The following is a 26235-nucleotide window of genomic DNA, read 5'->3' as shown; positions in this document are numbered from 1 at the left end:
AGCACGGGCGGCAACGATCGTAGGTACTTACGTACGTTGTGGTCATGCGGGCGGGGCCCGGAACCCGGCCCCGCCACCACGACCACCGGAGGCGCGCCACCGTCCGAGTCCGTTTCCTGCCCGGGTGAGGCGAGAAGAGAGCACGAAGCGACATGCCCGAACCACAACCCCAACCACAACCACAACCACATCCGCAAGAACGGCTACGGCCCGTTCCCGCCACCGCCGAGGAGGCGCTGGCGATCGGGCGGGGTCATTTCCCGGGCGCCTGGCCGGGCGGGGAGGAACCGACGCTGTATGTCCATGAATTCGACATCGGATATCTCATCTGCCCCGTATTTCCTCCCCGGGAGGATCCCACCGCCTGTCCGCGGGACCCGGGAGGCTCCCACATCGTGATCTCCAAGAAGGACGGCGAGATCAGCGCGCTGCCCAACTACCCGCCGGAGCAGGCGGTCGAGCTGTACCGCCGCCACTTCCGCCGGGAGGCGTGACACCCCTCGCGGGCAGCGGTGGTCCGGGCCGGGGGGCCACCCGCGAGGGCGGTGCCGGCGTCAGCTCTCCTGGGGGGCCAGCGACTCGTCCAGGAACTCCCGTATATGGCCGTGCACTTGTTCCCGGTCCGTGCCCGGGAGGCCGACGACGAGCTGGGAGCCGAAGCCGTCGAGGAGGGCGCGGGTGCGGGTGGCGAAGCGTTCGGCGTCGACGGGGCGGAACTCGCCCTTCGAGATGCCTTCGACGAGGAGGGCCACCAGGTCGCGGTGCCAGGCGAGTTCGAGGTCGAGCTGGCGTTCGCGGGTCTCGTCGTCGGCGTTCTGGGAGCGGTTCCACACCTCCAGCCACAGCGTCCAGCGCGGGTCGCGGTGGCCTTCGGGGAGGTACAGGTCGACCAGCGCGTCCAGCCGTTCGCGGGCGGTGACGCGGCGGGAGAGGGCAGCCCGGCGTTCGACGCCGAGCTGCTCCTCGCTCCACTGGAGGGTCTGCAGCAGCAGCTCGTCCTTCGTACCGAAGTAGTAGAGGATGTGGCCGCTGCTCATGCCGACCTCGCGGCCCAGACCGGCCATGGTCAGCCGGTCCAGGCCCTCCGCGGCGATGGTCGTCATCGCCGCGGCGAGGACCTGCTCGCGGGGCTGGCTGAGCCGGCGCCGGGGGCGGCGCACGGGACCGGGCACGGGTACCTCCGGGTCGGCCGGCCGGGGTCTGCGGATCAGACCTCGGGCTGCTGCTGGGTGATGCAGTGGATACCGCCACCCGCTGCGAAGATCGTACGGGCGTCCACCAGGGTCACCGTCCGCTCGGGGAAGAGCCGGCGGAAGATCGCGGCCGCCTCCTCGTCGCGCGGGTCGTCGAAGCCGCACAGCACCACACCATCGTTGCAGAGGTAGTGGTTGATGTAGGAGTAGTCGACCAGCTCGCCGTCCTCCTCGATGACGGTCGGCGCGGGCACCTCGACGACCTCCAGCTGCCGCCCCTCGGCATCCGTCGAGGAGCGCAGCAGCTTGCCGATCTCGTTGCAGATCGCGTGGTCGGGGTGGTCGGGGTCGGGCTGGGTGTGGAGGAGGACAACGCCGGGGCGGGCGAAGGCGGCGACGATGTCGACATGGCCGCGGGTGCCGAACCGGCCGTAGTCGGCGGCGAGGCCGCGCGGCAGCCAGATCGCCTTGGTGGTGCCGAGGTGGGCGTGGATCTCAGCCTCGACCTCCTCCTGCGTCCGGCCGCGGTTGCGGCCCGGGTCGAGCTGCACGGTCTCGGTGAGCAGGACGGTGCCCTCGCCGTCGACGTGGATGCCGCCGCCCTCGTTGACCAGGGGGGTGGCGTAGCGGCGGGCGCCGGCCAGCGTCGAGACCTGTTCGGCGATCTTCTCGTCGAGGTCCCAGCGGGCCCAGTCCTGGGCGCCCCAGCCGTTGAACACCCAGTCGGCGGCGCCGAGCCGGCCCTTGCCGTCGGTGAGGAAGGTGGGGCCGATGTCGCGCATCCAGGCGTCGTTCAGGGGCCGTTCGACTAGGTCGATGTCGTCGCCGAGGAGGGCGCGGGCCCCCTCCGACTGTCCCGGTCCCGCGACGACGGTGACCGGCTCGAAGCGGCGGACCGCGCGGGCGACGGCGGCCCAGGCGCGGCGGGCCCCGGCCAGCGTCTCGCCGCCCTCCGGGCCGAAGGTGAAGTTGGGGCCGGGCCAGGCCATCCAGGTGCGCTCGTGACGGGCCCACTCCGGGGGCATGCGGAAGCCGTCGGCGACTGGGGTGTTCATGCGGGGGTCCTCGGGGTTCGCGGTGACGGTGGTGGGCCGTCACGGGGTGGCGGTGCGCGGTGCGCGGTGCGGGCTACAGGAAGTAGAGGCGGGACAGCGAGACGGTGTCGGCCGGTTCCGAGCGCATCGGGTCGCCGTCGAGGGTGACCAGGCCGCTGCTCCCGTCGACCTGCACCTGTCCGACCCGGGAGTTGTGGACGAGGTTGCCGGGACCGATGCCGCGGGTGCCGCGGACGGCGACCCGGCGGCGGCGGGTGGGCATCCCGTCACCGCCCGCTTCGGCCGCGGCGCGCGCGACGAAGGCGACGGAGATCTCGGCGGGGGTCGCCCCGTAGGCCCCGAACTGCGGTCCGAGCACCAGGGGTTCACAGGTGTCGGTGGCGGCGTTCGGGTCGCCGGTGACGCCGTAGGCGGGGAAGCCGGACTTCAGCACCAGCTGCGGCTTGGCGCCGAAGTACTGCGGCTTCCACAGCACGATGTCGGCCATCTTGCCGGCCTCGATCGACCCGATCTCGTGCGAGAGGCCGTGGGCGATGGCGGGGTTGATGGTGAGCTTGGCGACGTAGCGCAGCACCCGGGCGTTGTCGTCGTGGGCGCCGTCGCCGTCCATCGGCCCGAGCTCGGCCTTCATCTTGCCCGCCATCGCGAAGGTACGGCGTACGGTCTCGCCCGCGCGGCCCATGCCCTGGGCGTCGGACGAGGTGATGCCGATCGCCCCGAGGTCGTGCAGCACGTCCTCGGCGCCCATCGTGCCGGCCCGGATACGGTCGCGGGCCATGGCGGCGTCGCCCGGCAGGTCGGTCTTCAGGTCGTGGACCGAGACGATCATGCCGTAGTGCTCGGCGACCGCGTCCCGCCCGAAGGGGAGGGTGGGATTGGTGGAGGAGCCGATGACGTTGGGGACACCGGCCATCTTGAGGACGTTGGGGACATGGCCGCCGCCGCAGCCCTCGATGTGGAAGGCGTGGATGGTCCGGCCGTCCAGGACGCGCAGGGTGTCCTCGACGCTGAGGCATTCGTTGAGGCCGTCGCTGTGCAGCGCGACCTGGACGTCGTGGTCCTCGGCGACGCGCAGCGCGGTGTCCAGGGCGCGGGCGTGCGCGCCCATGTCCTCGTGCACCTTGAAGCCGCAGGCGCCGCCCTCGGCGAGCGCCTCCACCAGCGGGGCGTCGCCCGACGAGGACCCGCGGCCGAGGAAGCCGATGTTGACCGGCCAGGCGTCGAAGGCGCTGAAGGCATGCCTCAGCGCCCAGGGGGAGTTGACGCCGACGCCCCAGACCGGGCCGAATTCCTGGCCGATGATCGTGGTGACGCCGGAGGCCAGCGAGGCCTCCATGACGCGCGGTGAGAGCAGATGGACATGGGTGTCGACGGCGCCCGCGGTGGCGATCATGCCCTCACCGGAGACGATCGACGTCCCCGTGCCCACGACGACGTCGACGCCGTCGAGGGTGTCGGGGTTGCCGGCCCGCCCTATGGCGTGGATACGGCCCTCGCGGATGCCGATGGACACCTTGCGGATGCCCTGGACGGCGTCGATGACCAGGACGTTGCTGATCACCACGTCGCAGGTCTCCCGGACCGCGGCGGCCTTGAGGTGCAGCCCGTCCCGCGCGGTCTTGCCGAAGCCGGCCAGGAACTCGTCACCGGGCTTCTGGGCGTCGGACTCGACCCGGACGACCAGGCCCGAGTCGCCGAGGACGACCCGGTCGCCGGCCCGCGGGCCGTGCACCGACGCGTACTCGTGGGGGTCGATGTTCCCGGTCATGCCCGTTCCTCCGCTCCCAGGTAGCCGCAGGCGGCGGCCCGCCGCAGCGCTTCGGTCTTCGCGCCCGGTGCGTCCAGCGGGCCGTCCACCAGACCGGCGAAGCCGATCGCGATCCGGTCGCCGCCGATCGGGACCAGACCGACCTCCGAGGCGCCGCCGGGGTCGAACCGCACCGACGAGCCGGCCGGGACGCACAGCCGCATGCCGTACGCGGCGGCGCGGTCGAAGTCCAGCCGGGGGTTGGCCTCGAAGAAGTGGAAGTGCGAGGTGACGCTGACCGGCACCGTCGCGGTGTTGCGCACGGTCAGGCGGACCGCGGGCGCGGGCTCCGGGTCGGCCGGTCCCGGCAGCACCGCGCCGGGCGCGGGTGTCCCGTCGTCCCCGGCGGCCGAGCGACCGGCGCCGATCGGGTCGGGGACCACCGCGAGCCGGGAGCCGTCGTCGAAGACGGCTTCCACGTGCACCTCGGTCACGACCTCGGCCACGCCCGGCAGCACATCGTCCGGGCCGAGCACGCCGCGTGCCGCCTCGATGGCCTGAGCGAGGCGGCGCCCGTCCCGCGCCGCCTCGCAGACTGTGTCCGCGATCAACGCGGTCGCCTCGGGCACATTCAGCTGCAGTCCGCGGGCCCGGCGCGTCCGCGCCAGCTCGGCCGCGCCGAACAGCAGCAGCCGGTCGCGTTCCGTCGGGGTCAACCGCATCCCGCCACTCCTCCAGGTCGATTAGAGCGACACTCTAACCATGAAATTGGTCGAGAGGAAAGCATTGACCAGGGCCAGGGGGATGAGCGACATTGAGCGCTGCTCTAAATATGCGGCGGATAGAGCGCCGCTCTAAATGATCTCGCCGCGCGAGCACCTCGCGAGCACCGCGCGAAGCGCACCCACCACAGCACGGAGCACTGCACACGGAGCGCTGCTCACACACTGTTGTCCGGCCTCTCAGGGGAGCCCTCATGCCGATCGAACAACGCGGAGTCGACACCATCCCGGACGAGGAACGCACCAGCGGCCCTCGCGACCTGATATCGATCCTGCTCGGGTCGAACCTCGCCCTCGGCGTGGTGATCTTCGGCTGGCTCCCGGTCTCCTTCGGGCTCGGCTTCTGGCCCTCGGTGACCTCCCTGGTGGCGGGCACCGCCGTCGGCACGCTGCTGACCGCGCCGCTCGCGCTGGTCTCGCTGCGCAGCGCCACCAACCTCTCCACCAGCAGCGGTGCCCACTTCGGCGTGCGCGGCCGGCTGATCGGCTCGGTCATCGGCCTGCTGCTGTCGCTGGGCTATACGGCGCTGACCCTGTGGGTCGGCGGCGACGCGGTCGTCGGCGCTCTGCACCGCCTGACCGGACTGCCGTCGGGCGGTGCGACGTATGCGCTGGTCTACGCCCTGCTGGCGGGCACCACCGCCCTCGGCGCGGTCTACGGCTACCGGGTGCTGCTGCGGCTGAGCAAGGTGCTCGCCGTCGGCCTGACCCTCCTGCTGGCCGTCGGCATCGTCGCGTACGCGGGTACCTTCACCACGGCCCCGCCGCACGGCAGCAGCTATCTGCTCGGCGGCTTCTGGCAGACCTGGCTGCTGGCCGCCGTCTCCGCGGGCCTCAGCGGCCCCATCGCGTTCATCACCCTGCTCGGTGACTACAGCCGCTACATCTCCCCGCACCGGCACAGCTCCAGGAAGGTCTTCGGCGCGACCTGTCTGGGCCTGGTGGCCGGCCTCCTGGTGCCGCAGCTCTTCGGCACGTTCACCGCGCTCGCCGTCGGGGCGGGCGCGGACTACGCGGGCCCGCTGGTGGCCGGCGCCCCGTTCTGGTACCTGGCACTGCTGCTGCTCAACGCCTCGGCCGGCTCGGTCGGCAACGCCGGCCTGATGCTCTACAGCATGGGCCTCGACCTGGACGCGATCCTGCCGCGCGCCACCCGCACCCAGGCCACCTACGTCGTCGCCGGGCTCGCGACCACGCTGGTCTACGCCGGCCACTTCCTGTGGGCCGCGCAGGACGCGATGACCTCGTTCGTCCTGCTGATGACGGCCGTCGGCACACCCTGGGCAGTGATCACCGTGATCGGCTTCACCCGCTGCCGCGGCGCGTACGACCCGGAGTCCCTTCAGGTCTACAACCGCGGCACCCGTGGCGGCGTGTACTGGTACCGGGCGGGCTGGAACGTCCAGGCCGCCGTCGCCTGGGCGCTGGGTTCGGTGGTCGGCCTGCTGGGCGTGGACACGCCCTTCTACCAGGGGCCGCTGCTCCCGGTGACCGGCGGCATCGACCTCAGCTTCCTGCTCGCGGCGGCCGTGGGCGGCGTCGCCTACCTGGCGCTCACGGCCCGGGACCCGCGCCCGGTCGCCGCCCTGCGCGCCGTACCGCCCGCTCCCCCGGCGGCCGCGGCGGAGGCTCCCGCGGAGGCCGGCTGAGCCGCCCCGGACACGGCCGAGGCCGCCCCGACAGCGCGTCGGCGGCGGCCTCGGTCATACTCCGGAAGCCCGGGTCAGCCCAGCGGGTGCATCCAGCCGTGCCGGTCCTCGGCGATACCGCGCTGGATGTCGAGCAGCGCCTCCCGCAGCTTCAGCGTGACCTTGCCGGGCTCACCGCCGGACTGGACCCACTCGCCGCACGCGCTCTTGACCGTGCCGACCGGGGTGATCACGGCGGCCGTGCCGCAGGCGAAGACCTCGGCGAGCGTCCCGTCCTCCGTGTCGGTCTTCCACTGGTCGATGGAGACCCGGGCCTCCTCCGACTCGTAGCCCAGGTCGCGGGCGACCGACAGCAGCGAGTCACGCGTGACGCCGGCCAGCAGCGAGCCGGTCAGCGTGGGGGTGACGATCTTGTCCCCGTACACGAAGTACAGGTTCATGCCGCCGAGCTCCTCGACCCACTTGTGCTCCACGGCGTCGAGGTAGGCGACCTGGTCGCAGCCGTGCGCGGCGGCCTCGGCCTGCGCGAGCAGCGACGCGGCGTAGTTGCCGCCGGTCTTGGCGTCGCCCATACCGCCGGGGACGGCGCGCACCCGGTCCTCGGACAGCCAGATGGAGACGGGCTTGACGCCACCGGCGAAGTACGCGCCGGCGGGCGAGGCGATGACCACGAAGAGGTACTCGTTGGCGGGCTTCACGCCCAGCCCGACCTCGGTCGCGATCATGAACGGGCGCAGGTAGAGCGACTCCTCGCCGCCGTGCGCGGGCACCCAGCCCTTGTCCTGCTGGACCAGCAGATCGCACGCCTCGATGAACGTCTCGACGGGCAGCTCCGGCATGGCCAGCCGGCGGGCGGAGGCCTGGAAGCGCCGGGCGTTGGCGTCGGGGCGGAACGTGGCGACGGAGCCGTCGGGCTGCCGGTAGGCCTTGAGGCCCTCGAAGATCTCCTGCGCGTAGTGCAGGACGTTGGTCGCCGGGTCGAGGGAGAGCGGCCCGTACGGCACGAGCTGGCCGTCGTGCCAGCCGCGGCCCTCCGTCCACTTGATCGTCACCATGTGGTCGGTGAAGTGGCGGCCGAAGCCGGGGGCGGCCAGGATCTGCTCCCGCTCCGCGTCGGAGAGCGGATGCGAGGAGGGCTTGAGCTCGATCGTTGGCGTCGTCATGAATGCGTGTCCTTCACTGCGTGTTCCGAGACCTGGGGCACCCTCCCAGCGCCTGCTGGGAGAGCATTCACCGGCCCAGCCCTCCGGCCGGGGGTATGGGGTCGGCCCCCACCATGCGGCACCGGTGCGGTTTGTGGCGACCGCGCACGATCTCTTGAACGTACCGGTCGTTACTGGGACGTCCGAGTTTCCTCGCGGGCGGCGATGCCACGTCCGATTATCGCCCGTGGCCCTCCACTGCCGGAAACCGCGTACGCGGTCCGTGCCCGATGGTCGCACCTCACCCGGTGCCGAGCCCAGAGCGGACCGACAAAGACAACGCCGGGCCCTTGGAGTGGCCCGGCGCTGTCCGTGGTGTGGGTGCGACTGCTGGGCCTCAGCCCGCTACGCGTGCGGCGAGCGCGTCGCCGATCTCGTCCGTGCTGCGGGCCGAGCCGTCCCTGGCCTCCAGGTCGGCGGCCGCGGCCTCCTCGATACGGGCGGCCTGCTGCTCGAAGCCGAGGTGGCGCAGCAGCAGGGCCACGGAGAGGATCGTCGCCGTCGGGTCGGCCTTGCCGGTGCCCGCGATGTCCGGCGCGGAGCCGTGCACCGGCTCGAACATCGAGGGGAACTCGCCGGTCGGGTTGATGTTCCCGGAGGCGGCCAGGCCGATACCGCCGGTGACGGCCGCGGCGAGGTCGGTGAGGATGTCGCCGAAGAGGTTGTCGGTGACGATCACGTCGAACCGCTCGGGCTGGGTGACGAAGAAGATCGTCGCGGCGTCGACGTGCAGGTAGTCGGTGGTGACCTCGGGGTACTCCTGGCCCACCTTGTCGAAGATGTTCTTCCACATGTGGCCCGCGTACACCAGGACGTTGTTCTTGTGCACCAGCGTCAGCTTCTTGCGCGGGCGGGCGTTGGCCCGCTCGTACGCGTCCCGGACCACGCGCTCGACACCGTAGGCGGTGTTGAGGCTGACCTCGGTGGCGACCTCGGCGGGGGTGCCGGTGCGCAGGGAGCCGCCGTTGCCGGTGTACGGGCCCTCGGTGCCCTCGCGGACGACGAGGAAGTCGATGTCCGGGCGGCCGGCGAGCGGCGTGGCGGTGTTCGGGAAGAGCTTCGACGGGCGAAGGTTCACGAAGTGGTCGAAGGCGAAGCGGAGCTTGAGCAGCAGACCGCGCTCCAGCACGCCGGAGGGTACGGACGGGTCGCCGATCGCGCCGAGCAGGATCGCGTCGTGCTGCTTGAGCGACTCCAGCTCCTCGTCGGGCAGGGTCTCACCGGTCGCATGCCATCGCCGGGCACCGAGGTCGTACTCCTGGGTTTCCAGCTTGACGTCCTGCGGGAGGACCGCGGTCAGGACCTTGAGGCCCTGGGCCACGACTTCCTGGCCGATACCGTCACCGGGGATCACTGCGAGGCGAATGCTGCGAGACATGATTGGACCCTACTCTCCGTCCCATTGATTGACACGTAACGTCCGCCATACGGACACATGGGGAGCCGGTCAGCTGCCGTTCACCCCGTGTCCCCGTCGCGGTCGGGTGGTGCTGCGACATTCGGCGGCATGACTGGAAACACCCGGGGGGACGTCCCCCAGTCCTCCCACACCCCGCGCGTCGGCATACCGGAGCAGCTCGCGGCCCAGATGAGCATGCCCGAGCAGCATGACTACCTCCGTACGAAGCTGAGCCGCCGCGGTCTGCTGCGCACCTCGGCCGCGACCGCGGGCGTCGTCGCGGGCTCCGGACTGCTGGCCGGTTCGGGCCAGGCCGCCTCCCCCACCCTGCTGGCCTCGCCCGCCGCTGCCACCGTCGACGGTGCGCTGGTCGCTCCGTTCGGCCGCCATCTGGCCTTCGGCGCCGACCCCAGGAGCCAGATGCGGGTGAGCTGGCAGGTGCCGTTCGCGGTCAGGCGGCCGTATCTGCGGGTGGGTCTCAAGCCGTGGGACCTGGGGCGCAAGGTCGAGGCCGAGGTCCGTGATCTGCACACGCCGTCGCTGTCCGCGAAGCTGCCGGCCGTGCAGCAGTACTACCTGCACGCCGCGCTGGACGGGCTGCGGCCGGGGACGACGTACTACTACGGCGTCGGCCACGACGGCTTCGACCCGGCCGACCCGCGCCACTTCTCCACCCTCGGCACCTTCCGTACCGCCCCGGCCCGCGCCGAGAAGTTCGTCTTCACCGCCTTCGGCGACCAGGGCGTGAGCTACCACGCCCTGGCCAACGACCAGTTGATCCTGGGCCAGAACCCGTCGTTCCACCTGCACGCGGGCGACATCTGCTACGCGGACACCGACGGCGACGGCTCCGAGCACGACGCCTACGACGCCCGCGTCTGGGACCAGTTCCTCGCGCAGACCGAGTCGGTGGCCAAGTCCGTGCCGTGGATGGTGACCACCGGCAACCACGACATGGAGGCCTGGTACTCCCCCAACGGCTACGGCGGCCAGAACGCCCGCTGGACGCTGCCCGGAAACGGCCCGGACGCCCAAAACGCCCCCGGCGTCTACTCGTTCACCTACGGCAGTGTCGGGGTCGTCGCGCTGGACGCCAACGACGTCTCGTACGAGATCCCCGCCAACCAGGGCTACACGGGCGGCAAGCAGACCCGTTGGCTGGACCGCAGGCTGGCGGAGCTGCGCGCCGCCGAGGGCATCGACTTCCTCGTCGTCTTCTTCCACCACTGCGCCTTCTCCACCACCAACTCGCACGCTTCCGACGGCGGGGTGCGCGACGCCTGGCTGCCGCTGTTCGAGAAGCACCAGGTGGACCTGGTCATCAACGGCCACAACCACGTCTACGAACGGACCGACGCCCTCAAGAGCGGGCGGGTCAGCAAGAAGATGCCGATCGGCGCGAGCGTCGACACCACGCGCGAGGGCATCGTGTACGTGACCGCCGGCGGCGCGGGCCGGGCCCTCTACGACTTCCCCGTGCCCGACAGCTACGAGGGCCACGTCAAGGACCTCGACCACGTCGAGACCTACCACTGGACCAAGGGCAAGGCGAAGGCCAAGGACACCGTGGAGTGGTCCCGGGTCCGCTACACCGGCTACTCGTTCATCGCCGTCGAGGTCTCGCCGGGCCACCGCCCGCGGATGAAGGTCACCGCCCTCGCCGAGTCCGGTGAGCGCATCGACCACTTCGAGGTGACCCGCTCGCCCGTGCAGTGAGCCGGCGGACGGACCGACAGGGGCGCCCGGCATGCGGGCGCCCCTGGACGCTTACGGGAGATAGATCCACCGGGCCACGGACAGCCGGATCCGCCAGCAGCAGCGGCAGGACATGGACATTGGCCTCGACAGCAACGACCCGGGTCGCGCGCGCATCATCTCAGTGCCCGGTGGAGCCGCCGTTGTCACGGCGGTCGAGGGCGCGCTGGAGTGCGGCGGCGGCGTTCCTGCGGTCGGCGTCGCTGGTCGAACGGGCGGAGTGACGGGTCCTGCGGACGGCAGTCTCAGCCATGATTCACGTCTCCTATGCCAGAGCCCCGAGAAGAAATGGGATGCGTCGATCCAGAAGCGGCCGGAAAGGGCGGGGGCCTCGGCACGGCAGGGGTCACCTGCGCTTGCGCACCGGGCCGCGTCCGCAATCGCTCGATGGAGCGTTACGTTCGGCTCCTACAACGCTAGGACAGCTCGGCCGTGATGTCTGCACAATTACTTGGGCTTCCTACTATCTGAGACGGCGGGCGCCCGGCGGACGTGCGTAAGGTCTGGTTTCCGGACGTCATCGTCGCCGTCGAAGACGCCATCACCGCCCCCCTTCGCGGACGACACCTGAATATGTGGCCGAAGACGGGATCGGCCTCGACGTCGGCTGCGTAGCACTCGTCGCCGAGGTGGTCTCGCCCGGTCCTGACTGCAAGCAGCGCGACCGCGTCCGCAAGCGCCCTGCGGGCTTCACCATCGGCGAGGCCATCACCGGCCCCCCGCGCAACGCCTGAAGCAACGCCGACGGCCCGGCGCCCCTGGGGAGAGGGGAGCCGGGCCGCCGTCGTACCCGCGGGCGTCAGCCCATGTGCGGGTAGCGGTAGTCCGTCGGCGGGACCAGGGTCTCCTTGATGGAGCGGGTGGAGGTCCAGCGCATCAGGTTCTGCTTGGCGCCGGCCTTGTCATTGGTGCCGGACGCACGGCCGCCGCCGAAGGGCTGCTGGCCGACGACGGCGCCGGTCGGCTTGTCGTTGATGTAGAAGTTGCCGGCCGCGAAGCGCAGCAGCTCGCAGGTGCGGGCCGCCTCGGCACGGTCCTGGGCGATGACGCAGCCGGTCAGGCCGTACGCCGAGGCGGACTCCATCTGGGTGAGCATCGCGTCGTAGTCGGCGTCGTCGTAGACGTAGACGCCGAGGATCGGGCCGAAGTACTCGTCCTTGAAGATCTCGTTCTCCGGGTCGGTGGAGACCAGGACCGTCGGGCGGACGAAGTAGCCCTCGCTGTCGTCGTACGTGCCGCCGGCCACGACCTCGACGGTCGGGTCGGCCTTGGCGCGGTCGATCGCCGCCTTGTTCTTGGCGAACGACCGCTCGTCGATGACGGCGGACATGAAGTTCGACAGGTCCGAGACATCGCCCACGGACAGGGAGTCGACCTCGGCGGCGAACTCCTCCTTGAGGCCGCTGTTCCACAGCGAGGCCGGGACGTACGCGCGGGAGGCCGCGGAGCACTTCTGGCCCTGGAACTCGAAGGCGCCACGGGTCATGGCGGTCTTCAGCACGGCGCGGTCGGCCGAGGGGTGGGCGACGATGAAGTCCTTGCCACCGGTCTCGCCGACGAGCCGGGGGTAGGTCTTGTAGTTCTCGATGTTGATGCCGACCGTCTTCCACAGGTGCTGGAAGGTCTTGGTCGAACCGGTGAAGTGGATGCCCGCCAGGTCGGGGTGGGTCAGCGCCACCTCGGAGACGTCCTTGCCGTCACCGGTGACCAGGTTGATGACGCCCTTGGGCAGCCCGGCCTCCTCCAGCAGCTCCATCAGCAGCACGGCGGCGAGGGTCTGCGTCGGGGACGGCTTCCAGACGACCACGTTGCCCATGAGGGCGGGGGCGGTCGGAAGGTTGCCGGCGATCGCGGTGAAGTTGAAGGGCGTGATCGCGTAGACGAAGCCTTCGAGGGGGCGGTGGTCCGAGCGGTTCCACACGCCCGGGGAGTTCGCCGGGGGCTGCTCGGCGAGGATCTGGCGCGCGAAGTGCACGTTGAAGCGCCAGAAGTCGATGAGCTCACAGGGAGTGTCGATCTCGGCCTGCTGGGCGGTCTTGGACTGGCCGAGCATGGTGGCGGCGGCCAGCGTCTCGCGCCAGGGGCCGGAGAGCAGGTCGGCGGCCTTCAGGATGATCGCGGCGCGGTCGTCGAAGGACATCGCGCGCCAGGCCGGGGCGGCGGCCAGCGCGGCGTCGACCGCGTCCTGGCCGTCCTTGACGGTGGCGTTGGCGTACGTACCGAGCCGGGAGGCGTGGTTGTGCGGCTGCACGACGTCGAAACGCTCGCCGCCGCCCATCCGGCGCTCGCCGCCGATGGTCATCGGCAGCTCGATCGGGTTGCCGGCCAGCTCCTTGAGCTTGGCCTCCAGGCGGGAACGCTCCGGGCTGCCGGGGGCGTAGGTGTGGACCGGCTCGTTCACCGGCACGGGGACCTGGGTCACAGCGTCCATAGCGGCCGTGTCTCCTTCGATCTCGATCGTCGTTTTCGTACGTCGGTGGTGCGGCCGCGGCCGCGTCGGGTGGGCGGCTGCGGGCGGCGCCGTCCGGGAGGTACCCCGGGCTTCCAGCATCCACCCGTGTCCGCCCCCACGGGGCGATCGGCCCGCGGCGGTCGGCCGCGGGTCGCCGGCGACCTCAAGCTGCGGTGTTCCGGGGAAGAACCCCCGGGCCCCGGCCGGAGAGCCGCGCGCCCTCCTGCGTCAGCCGCGGGTCGCCAGCGACCTCAGGAAGAACCCGAGGTTCGCGGGGCGCTCGGCGAGCCGGCGCATGAAGTATCCGTACCAGTCGGTGCCATAGGGGATGTACACCCGCATACGGTGCCCATCCGCCACCAGGCGCTCCTGCTCGGCCTCGCGGATGCCGTACAGCATCTGGAATTCGTAGTCGGCCGGCTTGCGCCCGTTGCGGTGCGCCAGCTCCTGGGCGATGGCCACCATCCGCGGGTCGTGCGACCCGATCATGGGGTAGCCCTCGCCGCCCATCAGGATCTTCAGGCAGCGCACATAGGCCTTGTCGACCTCCTGCTTGTCCTGGAAGGCGACGGTCGCGGGCTCCTTGTACGCACCCTTGACCAGCCGCACCCGGGAGCCTTCCCCGGCGAGCGCACGGCAGTCGTCCTCGGTACGGAAGAGATAGGACTGGAGCACCGCACCGGTCTGGGGGAAACGCTCCCGCAGGTCGGCGAGGATCGCGAGGGTGGAGTCGACCGTGGTGTGGTCCTCCATGTCGAGGGTCACGGTCGTACCGGCCTCGGCAGCGGCTTCGACCACCGGAGTGACGTTCTTCAGCGCCAGCTCGTGGCCGCCGGCCAGCGCCTGCCCGAAAGCGGACAGCTTGACCGACATCTCGGCCTTGACGCCGAGCCCGTGCTCCTTGAGTGCCGCGGCCAGCTGGAGATAGGCGTCGCGGTTGCGCAGTGCTTCGGCCGGGTCGGTGATGTCCTCGCCGAGGTGGTCGAGGGTGACCTCCAGGCCGCGCGCGGCCAGGGACCGCACGGCCGCCATGGACTCGTCCAGGCGCTCGCCGGCGACGAACCGGTCCACCACGGGGCGGGTGACCGGTGCGGCCGCGACGAGGCGGCGGATGCTGTCGCTGCGCGCTGCGGCGAGAAGCACGGGACCCAGCATGGGCACCTCCACGATTCAGGGTGACAAGTACCGGGCGGACGCCGGACGGGGCGAACGCGTCGGCAATATTGAGCCACCTGAAACTTAAGGATCGCGCTACTTCCCGGCCATCGACAGCTGTCACGCCTTCGTGGTCGGGATCTCAGACAGATGTATGAGAATGAGGGAGGGACGACCGTGCCAGTGGTGCCAGTGGTGTGAGAGGTGCCCGGGGTGCTGACGGTGCCGGTGGTGTGATGACAGGAGAGGAGCCGGGCGGCGGATGCGGGGCGATTACCAACAGCTCGTGGACGAGATCTCGGCGGCGCTCGGCGCACCGGCGACGCTGGAGGACCGGGATTTCGGACTGATTGCCTTCGGCGCGCACGAGGGCGACGACGACGAGGTCATGGACCCCGTACGGACCCGCTCGATCCTCCAGCGCCGCTCATCGGCGGCGGTACGGGCCTGGTTCGAGGCGTTCGGGATCGCCCGCGCCAGGACGGCGCTGCGCATTCCCCCGGACCCGGCGGCAGGGGTCTTCAAGGGCCGCATCTGCCTCCCCGTACGCCACCGGGGCATCGTGCACGGCTATGTCTGGCTGCTGGACGACGGGCATCTGACCGACCTCGAACTGGGCGGCCGCGGCGCGCCGGCCGACCCGCGGATCGCACAGGCGATGGAGACCGCCGCCCGGATCGGCGCGCTGCTGGCCGACGAGGCCCGTGCCGGGTCCGAACTCGGCGATCTGCTGCGGGAGTTGCTGGTCTCGCAGCCCGCCGGGCGGGCGGCCACGGCGGCCGCGCTGCACGAGGCGCTGCGGGATACCCTGCGCTTCACCCCGGGCGTCCCGCTCACCGTGGTCGCGGTACTGCCCTGGGACACCTCGGACACCGACGCGGCGCCGCTGCCCAGCCTGCCGGGCCTGCTGGCGGCGTGTGCCCTGCCGGCGGGCTCTCCGGCGCCCCCGGCGGAGGGGGCGGACGAGGCGGATTCCGCCGCGCAGCACGGCAACGGACACCAGGGCCGCTCCGCAGCCGGCGGCCGTCCGTCGTCCGCCGCCGTGCCCGCCCTGGCCGCGCTGGTGCGGCTGCGCTCGGCCGGTGCGCTCACCCCGGCCCATGCGGTGGCCGAGCATCTGCTGCGCTCCCCGCGTGCGGGCGCCGCACCGGCCGAGGGCCGCTCGCCGCGCGGCGCCTCGCGCGGCGGCCCTGCCGGACACCCCCTGCCGCCCCGGCCGGGCGCCGCCGGAATCGGCGTCGGCACCACGGAGTTGACCGACCTCCCGGCCACCTGGCGAGAAGCGCTGGACGCGGCCCGCGCGGCCCGCGCCGAGCCCCGGCTGGGCCCGATCACCCAGTGGGACGCCCTCGGCCCGTACCGCATGCTGACCGCTCTGCCGGGCACGGCCCCCGACCCGGCCGTCGGCCCGCTGCTCTCCCCCGCACACGCCGAACTCGCGCGTACCGCCGAGGTGTTCCTCGACTGCGCGGGCCAGGCGAGCCGCACCGCGCAGGCCCTGGGCATCCACCGCCAGACGCTCTACTACCGCCTGGGCCGGGTGGAGAAGCTGACCGGCCTCGACCTCGCCGACGGCGAGCACCGGCTGCTGCTGCACATGGCGCTCAAGGCGGCGCGGCTGTGAGGGAGTTGTTCGTATGGTTCCCGGCGGCGGAGTGTCCGGCTCCGCGCGAGCGGACGCTGCCGGCTACTTCGCGCCCAGCACCTCGCCCGCCGTGACCCGGCGCAGTGCGGTCGCCAGGTCCCGGCCGGAGGGCATCGCGTCCGGCGTGAGCAGTGACTGGACCATCAGGCCGGTGAGCAGGGCCTGGTAGAAGGAGCCGACGATGCGCGCCGCCTCCGGATCGACCTCGGTGTCCGGCACCCCTTCGAAGACCGCGACGAGCCCCTCGCCCCCCTCCGGGAGCACCTCGCCGATCGCCTCGCGCAGCGCCGTGTCGCGCGGCAGCAGCCCCAGCACCTCGACCTGCGCGGCGATGAACTCCCGTTCCGTGGCGATCCGCTGGAGGACGGCGTCCCAGACCGCGGCGAACCGCTCCAGCGGCTCCGCGGCGCGCGCCTCCGCCCCGCCGCCGACGGCCGGCACCTGGGCCACACTCGCGCCCCACTCCTCACTGGACGCGATGATCGCCTGGCGCATCAGGGCGTCCTTGGAGCCGTAGTGGTATCCGATGGAGGCGAGGTTGGCGCCGGATGCGGCCACGATGTCGCGAGCGGTGGTGCGCGCATACCCCTTCTCCAGGAGGCAGCGCTTGGCGCCCTCCAGAAGGTCTTCACGGTGTCCCATGAGGGCAGCCTATCTCCGCACATACGCTCGTACCAGACATCCGTATTAAACGGGTGTACACCTTCCGTCGGCTCGGGCGCCCCCGGCCCTACCCGAGCGGCCTCCCGCCGGTGCCGGACGTGCCGCCGGGGTCCGGGGTGCCTCCGGAGCCCGGGTCCGGCGTACCGCCGGTGCCGGACTCCCCGCCGGGGTCCGGCGCGTCCCCGGGGCGGGACGCACCCGGCCGGGCCATCCCGTAGTGGCGGTAGAGCTCGGCTTCTTCGGAGGGGTCGAGATGGCCGTCGGCGTCGATCCGCGGCGCCGCTTTGATGGTTTCCTTGTCATGCGGAACGTGCAGTTCGTCGCCGGTCCGACGGGCCCCGGCGAGCGGAATGAACGTCTCCTTCATCCCGAACAGCCCGGTGCGCACCGTGATCCACTCGGGGTCGTTGGTGGCATCGTCCCGGTAGACCTGCTGGACCGTGCCCACCTTCGCGCCGTCCGCATCGACCACATGCAGGCCTGTCAGGCTCCGCGGGGGGTCACCCAGGGGTGCATTCATGGCCTCTTTCTCCTTCCGCACGCACCGGCGGGGCACGCACAGTTCCCATTGCGCGACGCGAACATCTCCCCAGCGACTCGGGAGGGCCGGCCGCGGGCGGCCCCACAGCGGTGCCGAAGGCCCCCGCGGCCTCGCCACCCGATACGCCATTCGGGTGAATGGTGGACGCGTGAGACCTCCCGGACGTGGAGTCGCGGACCGCGACGGCGTGCGTACGATGCGGGCACGCGAACGGGCCCGGACTCCGCCGAAGCGGCGTCCGGGCCCGTTGACCTGCGGATCCTGCGACTCAGTCGCCGAGGTTCACCGCGCGCACCGAGGTCGCGCCGATCTCCTCGGCGATCTCGGCAAGCACGTTCGGCGGAATCGTGTCGTCGACGGTCAGCGCGACCAGCGCCTCGCCACCGACATCCGCCCGGGAGACCTGCATCCCGCCGATGTTGATGCCGGCCTCGCCCAGGATCCGGCCGACGGTGCCGACGACACCGGGGCGGTCGCTGTAGCGCATGAAGGCCATGTGGTCCGCGAGCGACAGGTCGATGGAGTGGTCACCGACCGCGACGATCTTCTGGGTGTTCTTGTGGCCCGACAGCGTGCCGGAGATCGACACCTCGTCACCGCCCGCGAGGGTGCCGCGCACGGTCACCACATTGCGGTGCTCGGGCGACTCGCTGCTGGTCGTCAGCCGCACCTCCACGCCGCGCTCCTGCGCGAACAGCGGGGCGTTGACGTAGGACACCGTCTCGTCCACGACGTCCTCGAACACACCCTTGAGCGCGGAGAGTTCGAGCACCTTGACGTCGTGCTGGGTGATCTCGCCGTACACCTCGACGTCGAGGCGCAGGGCGACCTCGCCGGCCAGCGCGGTGAAGATCCGGCCGAGGCGCTCGGCCAGCGGCAGCCCCGGCTTGACGTCCTCGGCGATCACACCGCCCTGGACGTTGACCGCGTCCGGCACCAGCTCGCCGGCCAGCGCCAGCCGCACCGACTTGGCGACCGAGATGCCGGCCTTCTCCTGCGCCTCACCCGTCGACGCACCGAGGTGCGGGGTGGCGACGACCTGGTCGAACTCGAAGAGCGGCGAGTCGGTGCAGGGCTCGGTCGCGTAGACGTCGAGGCCCGCGCCGGCCACCCGGCCCTCCTTCAGCGCGGTGGCCAGCGCCGCCTCGTCGACGATCCCGCCACGCGCGGCGTTGACGATCCGGACCGACGGCTTGACCTTGTGCAGCGCCTCGTCGCCGATGAGACCGACGGTCTCGGGCGTCTTGGGGAGGTGCACGGTGATGAAGTCCGAGACCTCCAGCAGCTCGTCGAGGGTCAGCAGCTTCACGCCCATCTGCGCGGCACGGGCCGGCTGGACGTAGGGGTCGTAGGCGACGACCTTCATGCCGAAGGCCGACATCCGCTGGGCGACCAGGACGCCGATCCGGCCGAGGCCGACCACACCGAGGGTCTTCTCGCTGAGCTCGACGCCGGTGTACTTGCTGCGCTTCCACTCGCCGTTCTTCAGGGCGGTGTTTGCCTGCGGGATGTTGCGGGCCGTGGCGACCAGCAGACCGCAGGCGAGCTCGGCGGCGGTGACGATGTTGGAGGTCGGGGCGTTGACGACCATCACGCCGGCCTTGGTGGCGGCGGAGACATCGACATTGTCCAGGCCCACGCCCGCACGGGCGACGACCCTCAGCTTCTTGGCGGCGGCAATGGCCTCGGCGTCGATCTTCGTCGCGCTGCGCACGAGGACGGCGTCGACATCGGCGATCGCGGGAAGCAGCTCGGCGCGGTCCGCGCCGTTGCAGTGCCGGATCTCGAAGTCCGGACCGAGGGCGTCGACGGTGGCGGGCGACAGCTCTTCGGCGATCAGTACGACAGGTTTCGGGCTCACGTGGTCTTCAGTCCTCACTAGTCCTTCGCGGACGGCCGTCCCGACGGCCGAAGGCGGTGAAGGGGGAAAGCCGCGTGGAAGACGCACGACGCTGTGAGCCTGACGCGCTTGTGATTGGCAGTGTAGTGGCGGTGGGGGGCGCGTCCTGTGCCAGTGCGGAAGGATCACCCGTGCGTGGTTCTACGCGGTGGACAAGGCGCCCCGGCAGCCGTGGCCGGGGGCATGGACGAGGGGGCCGCGAGTGGCTTCGCGACCCCCTGTCCGTTCGGCTTACGCCTCGTCGTCCACCCAGCTCATCAGCTTGCGCAGCTGCTTGCCGGTGGTCTCCAGCAGGTGGTCCTCGTCGGCCTTCTTGTACTCGTTGTACTTCGGCAGGCCGGCGTTGTACTCCGCCATCCAGTTGTTGGCGAAGGTGCCGTCCTGGATCTCGGCGAGCACCTTCTTCATCTCGGCCTTGGTGTTCTCGTTGATGATCCGCGGGCCGGTGATGTAGTCGCCCCACTCGGCGGTCTCGGAGACCGACCAGCGCATCTTCTCCAGGCCGCCCTCGTACATCAGGTCCACGATCAGCTTGAGCTCGTGGAGGCACTCGAAGTACGCGATCTCGGGCTGGTAGCCCGCCTCGACCAGGGTCTCGAAGCCGGCCTTGACCAGCGCCGAGGCGCCACCGCACAGGACGGCCTGCTCACCGAACAGGTCGGTCTCGGTCTCCTCGGTGAAGGTGGTCTTGATGACGCCGGCGCGGGTGCCGCCGATGCCCTTGGCGTAGGAGAGCGCGAGCGCGAAGGCGTTGCCGGTCGCGTCCTGCTCGACGCCCGCGATGCACGGGACGCCGCGGCCTTCCTCGTACTGGCGGCGGACCAGGTGGCCCGGGCCCTTGGGGGCGACGAGGGCGACGTCCACGCCGGCCGGGGGCTTGATGAAGCCGTAGCGGATGTTCAGGCCGTGGCCGAAGAACAGCGCGTCGCCGTCCTTCAGGTGGTCCTTGATGGACTCCTCGTAGACCTTGGCCTGGATCGGGTCCGGCACCAGGATCATGATGACGTCGGCCTCGGCGGCCGCCTCCGCGGGGGTCACCACGCGCAGGCCCTGCTCCTCGGCCTTGGCCTTGGACTTGGAGCCCTCGTGCAGACCGACGCGCACGTCGACACCCGAGTCGCGCAGGGACAGCGCGTGGGCGTGGCCCTGGCTCCCGTAGCCGATGACCGCGACCTTGCGGTTCTGGATGATGGACAGGTCGGCATCGTCGTCGTAGAACAGCTCGGCCACTTCGGGTATCTCCTTGGATCTAGCGGGGTGCCCACACAGTACGTCGGGCGGGGCGGGAAAAGTCGGGGGGTCTCGCCATGCGGTCCGGGTGGAACGCGAGGTCAGGCCGAACGGTCCAGGGCCCGCAGCGAGCGGTCCGTGATGGAGCGGGCGCCGCGGCCTATGGCGATGGTGCCGGACTGGACCAGTTCCTTGATGCCGAACGGCTCCAGCATCTTGAGCATCGCTTCCAGCTTTTCACTGGATCCGGTGGCCTCGATCGTGACGGCCTCAGGCGAGACGTCCACGGTCTTGGCGCGGAAGAGCTGGACGATCTCAACGATCTGCGAGCGCGTCTCGTTGTCGGCGCGGACCTTGGCCAGGACCAGTTCGCGCTGGATCGCGGCGCCCGGTTCCAGCTCGACGATCTTCAGGACGTTGACGAGCTTGTTGAGCTGCTTGGTGACCTGCTCCAGCGGCAGCGACTCCACGCTGACCACGATGGTGATGCGGGAGATGTCGGGGTGCTCGGTGACCCCGACCGCGAGCGAGTCGATGTTGAAGCCGCGGCGGGAGAACAGCGCGGCGATCCGGGCGAGGATGCCGGGGGTGTTCTCCACCAGGACGGAGAGCGTGTGCTTGGACATGGTCTTCTCTCTTCTTCCGTGCGTCCGTGACGTCCTGGGCTCAGTCGTCTTCGTTGTCGCCGAAGTCGGGACGCACGCCCCGGGCGGCCATGACCTCGTCGTTGGAGGTGCCGGCGGCGACCATGGGCCACACCTGGGCGTCCTCGTGGACGATGAAGTCGATCACGACCGGGCGGTCATTGATGGCATTGGCCTTGGCGATGACCGCGTCCAGCTCGGCCGGGTCCTCGCAGCGCATCGCGACGCAGCCCATGGCCTCGGACAGCTTCACGAAGTCCGGGACGCGGGTGCCGCCGCTGGCCTGGCCCGCCGTCACCAGGCCGTCGGACTCGGGGCCGCTGTGCAGCACGGTGTTGGAGTAGCGCTGGTTGTAGAAGAGGGTCTGCCACTGGCGGACCATGCCCAGCGCGCCGTTGTTGATGATCGCGACCTTGATCGGGATGTTGTTCAGCGCACAGGTGACCAGCTCCTGATTGGTCATCTGGAAGCAGCCGTCGCCGTCGATCGCCCAGACCGTACGGTCCGGCTGACCGGCCTTGGCGCCCATCGCGGCGGGGACGGCGTACCCCATCGTCCCGGCACCGCCGGAGTTCAGCCAGGTCGAGGGCTGTTCGTAGCCGATGAAGTGGGCGGCCCACATCTGGTGCTGGCCGACGCCCGCGGCGTAGATGGTGTCGGCGGGGGCGAGCTTGCCGATCCGCTCGATGACCTGCTGCGGGGAGAGGCTGCCGTCGTCCGGCAGGTCGTAGCCGAGCGGGTAGGTGTCGCGCCAGCGGTTGAGGTCCTTCCACCAGGCGCTGTAGTCGCCCCGGTGGCCGGCGTCGTACTCGGCCTGGACGGCGACGATCAGGTCGGCGATGACCTCGCGGGCGTCACCGACGATCGGGACGTCCGCGGCGCGGTTCTTGCCGATCTCCGCCGGGTCGATGTCCGCGTGCACGACCTTGGCGTACGGCGCGAAGGAGTCCAGCTTGCCGGTGACGCGGTCGTCGAAGCGGGCGCCGAGGGTGATCAGCAGGTCCGACTTCTGGAGCGCGGTGACGGCGGTGACCGCACCGTGCATCCCGGGCATCCCGACGTGCTGCGGGTGGCTGTCGGGGAAGGAGCCCAGCGCCATCAGGGTGGTGGTGACGGGGGCGCCGGTCAGCTCGGCGAGCACCTTCAGCTCTGCGGTGGCACCGGCCTTCATCACCCCGCCGCCGACGTAGAGCACCGGGCGCCTGGACTCGACGATCAGCCGGGCGGCCTCGCGGATCTGCTTGGCGTGCGGCTTGGTCACCGGGCGGTAGCCGGGGAGCTCGGTGTGCGGGGGCCAGACGAAGGTGGTCTGCGCCTGGAGGGCGTCCTTGGCGATGTCGACCAGGACCGGGCCCGGCCGGCCGGTGGCCGCGATGTGGAACGCCTCGGCGATCGTCCGGGGGATCTCGGCCGGGTCGGTGACCAGGAAGTTGTGCTTGGTGATCGGCATCGTGATGCCGCAGATGTCCGCCTCCTGGAAGGCGTCCGTGCCGATCGCCTTGGACGCGACCTGGCCGGTGATCGCCACCAGCGGGACGGAGTCCATATGGGCGTCGGCGATCGGGGTGACGAGGTTGGTGGCACCCGGGCCCGAGGTCGCCATGCACACCCCGACCCTGCCGGTGGCCTGGGCGTAGCCGGTGGCGGCGTGGCCCGCACCCTGCTCGTGGCGCACCAGGACGTGCCGGACCTTCGAGGAGTCCATCATCGGGTCGTACGCAGGCAGGATCGCACCGCCGGGAATGCCGAACACGGTGTCGGCCCCGACCTCCTCGAGCGAACGGATCAGGGACTGCGCGCCCGTGACGTGCTCCACGGCGGCGGGCTGCTGCGGTCCGCCTGAGTGACGGGCCCGCGGCTGCGGATGGTGGGCCCCGGAGGCCTGCTCGGTCATCTGCGTCTCTTCTCGAAGCTGAGGGTTTTGACGGATTTGTGAGGTTGCTGTGCAACAAAAAACCCCCCGTGCCAGGTGGCAAGCGAGGGGAGCGCGTCGGTGCGATGAGCTGGTTTCGTCAGGGACCAGCTTCAGCCGACGCGCTTTCCAAGTACGAGAATTCGGGTGCGCATGGCACTGACCCTCCCCCCGCCGTGCACCGAGTGTCAAGTGGGTGGGACGGAGGTCTCACTATTTGAGCGCAATGGCGGATGCACGAGCGAATCCGGACCCGCCGGTCCGCCGTGCCGGACGGGCAGTCCGCTGCCGGAGAGCACCACCGCGCGACTCTGGCCCGGGAGGTCCGGCACCGGGTAGTGGGCGTGCGTCAGGGACCGCCGCAGCCGGTGTTCGTCGAGCGGCCCGGAGAAGGCCATACCCATGCCGTGCGTGCAGCCCATGGAGCGCAGCGCGAGGACCTGCTCGGGCAGATCCACGCCGTCCGCGACGGACTGCATGCCGAGGTCTCCGGCGATCCGCAGCAGCCCTGCGGTGATCTTGTGCAGCCGGGCGGACTCCACCACTCCGTCGACCAGCCCACGGTCCAGCCGCAGGACGTCGACCGGGAGCCGGCGCAGCGCGCTGATGGCGGCATAGCCGCTGCCGAAGCCGTCGAGGGCGATCCGCACGCCGAGGCGGCGCAGCGCCACCAGCCGGCGCTCCAGGTCGTCGAGCGGGATGCGGGAATCACTTTCGGACAATTCCAGTACGAGCGCGCGCGAGGGCAGGCCGTGCCGGGTGAGCAGTGCCTCGACACCCTTGGGGGAGAGCGCATGGTCCAGCAGCCGGCGGGCGGAGAGCCGGACCGCGACCGGGACCGCGTAGCCGGCGCGGTGGCGCGCCGCGGCCTGCTCGACGGCCTCCTCCAGCTGCCAGCGGTCCAGCTCCGCGGCGCGGTCGCCGTCGTCGGAGAACCGGCCGCGGTCGCCGACCCGCAGGAATTCGGCCGGGGTGAAGAGGATGCCCTCGGCGGAGCGCCAGCGGGCGTGGGCCGCGACCGCGGTGACCCGGCCGCCGGCCAGCTCCACCACCGGCTGGTGCAGCAGCGTGAACGCACCCTCGTGCAGGGCCGTACGGAGCTTGGTGGCGAGTTCGGCGCGGTGTGCCACCTCGCTCTGCATCTGGGGGGCGTACAGCTCCACCCGGCCCTTGCCGGCCTGCTTGGCGCGGTACATCGCGAGGTCGGCGTTGCGCAGCAGGCCCGCGGGGCTCACACCGGGGTCGGCGAAGGCTACGCCGATGCTGGCCGCCACCCGTACGTCCCGTCCGTCGATGCGGTAGGGCTCGGAGAGCTTGATGCGCAGCCGGTCGGCGATCTCGTGGATGCGGAACTCACGGGCGGCCCGGTCGCGGGTGCCGTCGCCGGTGATCAGCGCGGCGAACTCGTCGCCGCCCAGCCGCGCCGCTATGTCCCCGGAGCGCACCGAGTCACCGAGCCTGCGGGCGGCCTGCACCAGCAGTTCGTCGCCCGCCTGATGGCCGATGGTGTCATTGACCTGCTTGAAGCCGTCGAGGTCGATGTAGAGCACGGCGGTGTCGTGGTCGCTGGCCCGGCGGCCGGTGACGGCCTGGGTGACGCGCTCGGTGAACAGCGCGCGGTTGGGCAGGTCGGTGAGCGCGTCGTGCGAGGCGTTGTGCTGGAGCTGGGCCTGTAGCCGGACGCGTTCGGTGACATCGCGGGAGTTGAAGATCAGGCCGCCGTGGTGGCGGTTGACCGTGGATTCGACGTTCAGCCAGCCGTCGCCGCCGGAGCGCTGTTCGCCGGCGCGGAAGCGGCATTCGATACGGGTGGTCGGTTCGTCCTCGGGGGCGGCGGCGAGGAATCTGCGGACCTCGTGCACCACCCGGCCCAGGTCCTCGGGGTGGATCAGCGAGGCCAGCTCGGAGCCGACCAGTTCCTCGGCGTCGCGGCCGTAGACACCGGCGGCGGCCGGGCTGACGTATCGGAGCACACCGGTCGGGGCGGCGATCATGATGACGTCGCTGGAGCCCTGCACCAGGGAGCGGAAGTGGTTCTCCTTCTGCGCCAGTTCCTGGGTGAGGGTGATGTTGTCGAGCAGCATGATGCCCTGGCGGACGACCAGCGCCAGGACGACCGTGCAGCCGGTGAAGAGCACCACGCGGTCGATGCGCCGTCCGTCCAGGACGTTGGTGAGGATGCCCAGGGTGCAGACGGCGGCGGCGAGGTACGGGGTCAGTGCGGCGAGCGAGCCCGCGATGGGGCGGCTGCCGTGCGGCTGGACCCGGCGGGCGGCGGGCTTGGCCTCCTCCTCGGGGGCCTCGTCACCCCCACGGCGGGCGACCCAGGGCGCGTACGCGAGCAGCATCGAGCCGGCGAACCATCCGGCGTCCAGGATCTGCCCGGAGCGGTAGTGCTCGCGCAGCAGTGGCGAGCTGAACAGGGCGTCGCACAGGACGGTCAGCGCCAGTGCGGCGACGGCGGTGTTGATGGCCGAGCGGTGCACCGAGGAGCGCCGGAAGTGCAGCGCGAGCACCATGCTCACCAGCACGATGTCGAGCAGGGGGTAGGCCAGTGACAGCGCGCTCTGGGCCACGCTGCGGCCCTGGAAGTGGGCGGTGTGGGCGAGCGCGAGGCTCCATGACAGGGTGACCAGCGACCCCGCGATGAGCCAGGAGTCGAGGCCGAGGCAGACCCAACCGGCCCTGGTCACCGGCCTCTTGGCGAGGACCAGCAGACCGACGATGGCCGGCGGCGCGAACAGCAGGAAGCAGAAGTCGGCCAGGCACGGGCTGGGCACCGTGGTCCCCTGGATGACCTCGTACCAGCCCCATACGGCGTTGCCGAGCCCGGCCATCCCGGACGAGGCGGCGAACAGCATCCATGCCGGGCGGAACCGGCTGCGGCGCTTGCGGGCGTACAGGCCGCAGGAGAAGGCCGCCAGGAACGCCGCGAAGCTGAGACCGAAGTCCCCCATGAACGCTGCGACTTCGGGCGACCCCCAGCCGAAGGCGGCACCGACGGCATAGCCGCCGCAGACCACGGCGAGGACGATCTGCGGTACCGCGCCCGGCGGATTGCCGGCCGGCGCCGGCGGCCGGGAGAGCATCGCCCCGGGGGCGCTCACCGGACTCTTCCCCTCACCTGTACCGGGCGTCGTCGGGAGCGGTGCGCCTGGGGGCCTCGCAGTATTCCCGTGGGCGCTCGTGGATCGCGCTTCTCGCGAATCATCCATCGGCTGTACATCGCCCGTCGCCCCCCTCGAGTTCCGGATCGTTCGCATCGCGCCGCGTCCTTCCCGGCGCCGTCCCCGCTCGGGACGATACACCAG

The 26235-nt window shown here is 71.1% G+C and carries 21 protein-coding genes; 5 read left to right on the top strand and 16 right to left on the bottom strand.

Annotated features, from left to right (window positions below):
- Positions 1–152 precede the first annotated feature (152 nt).
- Positions 153–494: a hypothetical protein gene (locus K7C20_RS26165; RefSeq protein WP_245171559.1), complete on the top strand. Its 342-nt coding sequence runs from the start codon at positions 153–155 to the stop codon at positions 492–494.
- Positions 495–554: 60 nt separating this feature from the next.
- On the opposite strand, the gene K7C20_RS26160 is transcribed toward K7C20_RS26165, so the two are convergent.
- The 4 genes from K7C20_RS26160 to ureA all read right to left on the bottom strand — a co-directional run bounded on the left by K7C20_RS26160 (position 555) and on the right by ureA (position 4717).
- Complete coding sequence (locus K7C20_RS26160) at positions 555–1172, bottom strand: TetR/AcrR family transcriptional regulator (protein WP_030084179.1); 618 nt, start codon at positions 1170–1172, stop codon at positions 555–557.
- Positions 1173–1207: 35 nt separating this feature from the next.
- On the bottom strand, positions 1208–2248 hold the full coding sequence (locus tag K7C20_RS26155; RefSeq protein ID WP_030084181.1) for an agmatine deiminase family protein: 1041 nt from the start codon (positions 2246–2248) through the stop codon (positions 1208–1210).
- 73 nt (positions 2249–2321) lie between these two features.
- Positions 2322–4016 carry an urease subunit alpha gene (locus K7C20_RS26150; protein ID WP_030084183.1) on the bottom strand — a complete coding sequence of 565 codons (1695 nt, stop codon included), beginning with the start codon at positions 4014–4016 and terminating at the stop codon, positions 2322–2324.
- Complete coding sequence (gene ureA, locus K7C20_RS26145) at positions 4013–4717, bottom strand: urease subunit gamma (RefSeq protein WP_030084186.1); 705 nt, start codon at positions 4715–4717, stop codon at positions 4013–4015. Before ureA ends, K7C20_RS26150 begins: the two co-directional genes overlap by 4 nt.
- Before the next feature lie 254 nt (positions 4718–4971).
- On the opposite strand from ureA, the gene K7C20_RS26140 reads away from it, so the two are divergent.
- Entirely contained in the window at positions 4972–6426 is a 1455-nt protein-coding gene (locus K7C20_RS26140) for a cytosine permease (RefSeq protein ID WP_053209801.1), read from the top strand.
- Between the two features lie 74 nt (positions 6427–6500).
- Here the strand turns inward: K7C20_RS26140 and K7C20_RS26135 are convergent, their stop codons facing one another.
- Together K7C20_RS26135 and K7C20_RS26130 are read right to left on the bottom strand one after the other, a co-directional pair.
- A complete protein-coding gene (locus K7C20_RS26135; protein ID WP_030084192.1) occupies positions 6501–7589 on the bottom strand; it encodes a branched-chain amino acid aminotransferase in 1089 nt (362 codons plus the stop codon).
- A gap of 376 nt (positions 7590–7965) precedes the next feature.
- Complete coding sequence (locus K7C20_RS26130) at positions 7966–9006, bottom strand: 3-isopropylmalate dehydrogenase (RefSeq protein ID WP_030084193.1); 1041 nt, start codon at positions 9004–9006, stop codon at positions 7966–7968.
- A 129-nt stretch (positions 9007–9135) separates the two neighbouring features.
- Here K7C20_RS26130 and K7C20_RS26125 point away from each other — a divergent pair, with 129 nt between their 5' ends.
- The gene (locus K7C20_RS26125) at positions 9136–10743 is read left to right on the top strand and encodes a purple acid phosphatase family protein (protein ID WP_209443986.1); all 1608 of its coding nucleotides are present in this window, start codon (positions 9136–9138) and stop codon (positions 10741–10743) included.
- 160 nt (positions 10744–10903) lie between these two features.
- Here the strand turns inward: K7C20_RS26125 and K7C20_RS39035 are convergent, their stop codons facing one another.
- Positions 10904–11035 (bottom strand): hypothetical protein, encoded by a 132-nt coding sequence (locus tag K7C20_RS39035; RefSeq protein WP_280922019.1) that lies wholly within the window; start codon positions 11033–11035, stop codon positions 10904–10906.
- Positions 11036–11357: 322 nt separating this feature from the next.
- Here K7C20_RS39035 and K7C20_RS26120 point away from each other — a divergent pair, with 322 nt between their 5' ends.
- On the top strand, positions 11358–11516 hold the full coding sequence (locus K7C20_RS26120; RefSeq protein ID WP_160328759.1) for a hypothetical protein: 159 nt from the start codon (positions 11358–11360) through the stop codon (positions 11514–11516).
- A 65-nt stretch (positions 11517–11581) separates the two neighbouring features.
- Here the strand turns inward: K7C20_RS26120 and pruA are convergent, their stop codons facing one another.
- Positions 11582–13213, bottom strand: a complete 1632-nt coding sequence (gene pruA, locus K7C20_RS26115; RefSeq protein WP_053209800.1) for an L-glutamate gamma-semialdehyde dehydrogenase — start codon at positions 13211–13213, stop codon at positions 11582–11584.
- A gap of 249 nt (positions 13214–13462) precedes the next feature.
- Positions 13463–14389, bottom strand: a complete 927-nt coding sequence (locus tag K7C20_RS26110) for a proline dehydrogenase family protein (RefSeq protein ID WP_030084199.1) — start codon at positions 14387–14389, stop codon at positions 13463–13465.
- A gap of 262 nt (positions 14390–14651) precedes the next feature.
- Here K7C20_RS26110 and K7C20_RS26105 point away from each other — a divergent pair, with 262 nt between their 5' ends.
- A complete protein-coding gene (locus K7C20_RS26105; RefSeq protein ID WP_053209799.1) occupies positions 14652–16013 on the top strand; it encodes a PucR family transcriptional regulator in 1362 nt (453 codons plus the stop codon).
- Positions 16014–16076: 63 nt separating this feature from the next.
- On the opposite strand, the gene K7C20_RS26100 is transcribed toward K7C20_RS26105, so the two are convergent.
- The 7 genes from K7C20_RS26100 to K7C20_RS26070 form a co-directional block, all read right to left on the bottom strand.
- On the bottom strand, positions 16077–16676 hold the full coding sequence (locus tag K7C20_RS26100) for a TetR/AcrR family transcriptional regulator (RefSeq protein WP_053209798.1): 600 nt from the start codon (positions 16674–16676) through the stop codon (positions 16077–16079).
- An 88-nt stretch (positions 16677–16764) separates the two neighbouring features.
- A complete protein-coding gene (locus K7C20_RS26095) occupies positions 16765–17217 on the bottom strand; it encodes a PRC-barrel domain-containing protein (RefSeq protein WP_030087747.1) in 453 nt (150 codons plus the stop codon).
- A 289-nt stretch (positions 17218–17506) separates the two neighbouring features.
- On the bottom strand, positions 17507–19099 hold the full coding sequence (gene serA / locus K7C20_RS26090) for a phosphoglycerate dehydrogenase (RefSeq protein ID WP_030087745.1): 1593 nt from the start codon (positions 19097–19099) through the stop codon (positions 17507–17509).
- Positions 19100–19369: 270 nt separating this feature from the next.
- A complete protein-coding gene (gene ilvC / locus K7C20_RS26085; protein WP_030087743.1) occupies positions 19370–20368 on the bottom strand; it encodes a ketol-acid reductoisomerase in 999 nt (332 codons plus the stop codon).
- A gap of 101 nt (positions 20369–20469) precedes the next feature.
- A complete protein-coding gene (gene ilvN / locus K7C20_RS26080) occupies positions 20470–20994 on the bottom strand; it encodes an acetolactate synthase small subunit (RefSeq protein WP_030087741.1) in 525 nt (174 codons plus the stop codon).
- 40 nt (positions 20995–21034) lie between these two features.
- Positions 21035–22906, bottom strand: coding sequence for an acetolactate synthase large subunit (locus tag K7C20_RS26075; protein WP_053209797.1), 1872 nt, complete (start codon positions 22904–22906; stop codon positions 21035–21037).
- Positions 22907–23112: 206 nt separating this feature from the next.
- A complete protein-coding gene (locus tag K7C20_RS26070) occupies positions 23113–26031 on the bottom strand; it encodes a putative bifunctional diguanylate cyclase/phosphodiesterase (protein ID WP_053209796.1) in 2919 nt (972 codons plus the stop codon).
- Between the last annotated feature and the right edge of the window lie 204 nt (positions 26032–26235).

The sequence above is a fragment of the Streptomyces decoyicus genome, assembly GCF_019880305.1.
Taxonomy (GTDB): Bacteria; Actinomycetota; Actinomycetes; order Streptomycetales; family Streptomycetaceae; genus Streptomyces; species Streptomyces decoyicus.
This window is presented reverse-complemented; position numbering and strand designations above follow the sequence as displayed.

Coding starts and splice junctions, on each gene's coding strand:
- K7C20_RS26165 (WP_245171559.1), top strand. CDS start 153: ATGCCCGAACCACAACCCCAACCACAACCACAACCACATCCGCAAGAA.
- K7C20_RS26155 (WP_030084181.1), bottom strand. CDS start 2,248: ATGAACACCCCAGTCGCCGACGGCTTCCGCATGCCCCCGGAGTGGGCC.
- K7C20_RS26150 (WP_030084183.1), bottom strand. CDS start 4,016: ATGACCGGGAACATCGACCCCCACGAGTACGCGTCGGTGCACGGCCCG.
- ureA (WP_030084186.1), bottom strand. CDS start 4,717: ATGCGGTTGACCCCGACGGAACGCGACCGGCTGCTGCTGTTCGGCGCG.
- K7C20_RS26140 (WP_053209801.1), top strand. CDS start 4,972: ATGCCGATCGAACAACGCGGAGTCGACACCATCCCGGACGAGGAACGC.
- K7C20_RS26135 (WP_030084192.1), bottom strand. CDS start 7,589: ATGACGACGCCAACGATCGAGCTCAAGCCCTCCTCGCATCCGCTCTCC.
- K7C20_RS26130 (WP_030084193.1), bottom strand. CDS start 9,006: ATGTCTCGCAGCATTCGCCTCGCAGTGATCCCCGGTGACGGTATCGGC.
- K7C20_RS26125 (WP_209443986.1), top strand. CDS start 9,136: ATGACTGGAAACACCCGGGGGGACGTCCCCCAGTCCTCCCACACCCCG.
- K7C20_RS39035 (WP_280922019.1), bottom strand. CDS start 11,035: ATGGCTGAGACTGCCGTCCGCAGGACCCGTCACTCCGCCCGTTCGACC.
- pruA (WP_053209800.1), bottom strand. CDS start 13,213: ATGGACGCTGTGACCCAGGTCCCCGTGCCGGTGAACGAGCCGGTCCAC.
- K7C20_RS26110 (WP_030084199.1), bottom strand. CDS start 14,389: ATGCTGGGTCCCGTGCTTCTCGCCGCAGCGCGCAGCGACAGCATCCGC.
- K7C20_RS26105 (WP_053209799.1), top strand. CDS start 14,652: ATGCGGGGCGATTACCAACAGCTCGTGGACGAGATCTCGGCGGCGCTC.
- K7C20_RS26100 (WP_053209798.1), bottom strand. CDS start 16,676: ATGGGACACCGTGAAGACCTTCTGGAGGGCGCCAAGCGCTGCCTCCTG.
- K7C20_RS26095 (WP_030087747.1), bottom strand. CDS start 17,217: ATGAATGCACCCCTGGGTGACCCCCCGCGGAGCCTGACAGGCCTGCAT.
- ilvN (WP_030087741.1), bottom strand. CDS start 20,994: ATGTCCAAGCACACGCTCTCCGTCCTGGTGGAGAACACCCCCGGCATC.
- K7C20_RS26075 (WP_053209797.1), bottom strand. CDS start 22,906: ATGACCGAGCAGGCCTCCGGGGCCCACCATCCGCAGCCGCGGGCCCGT.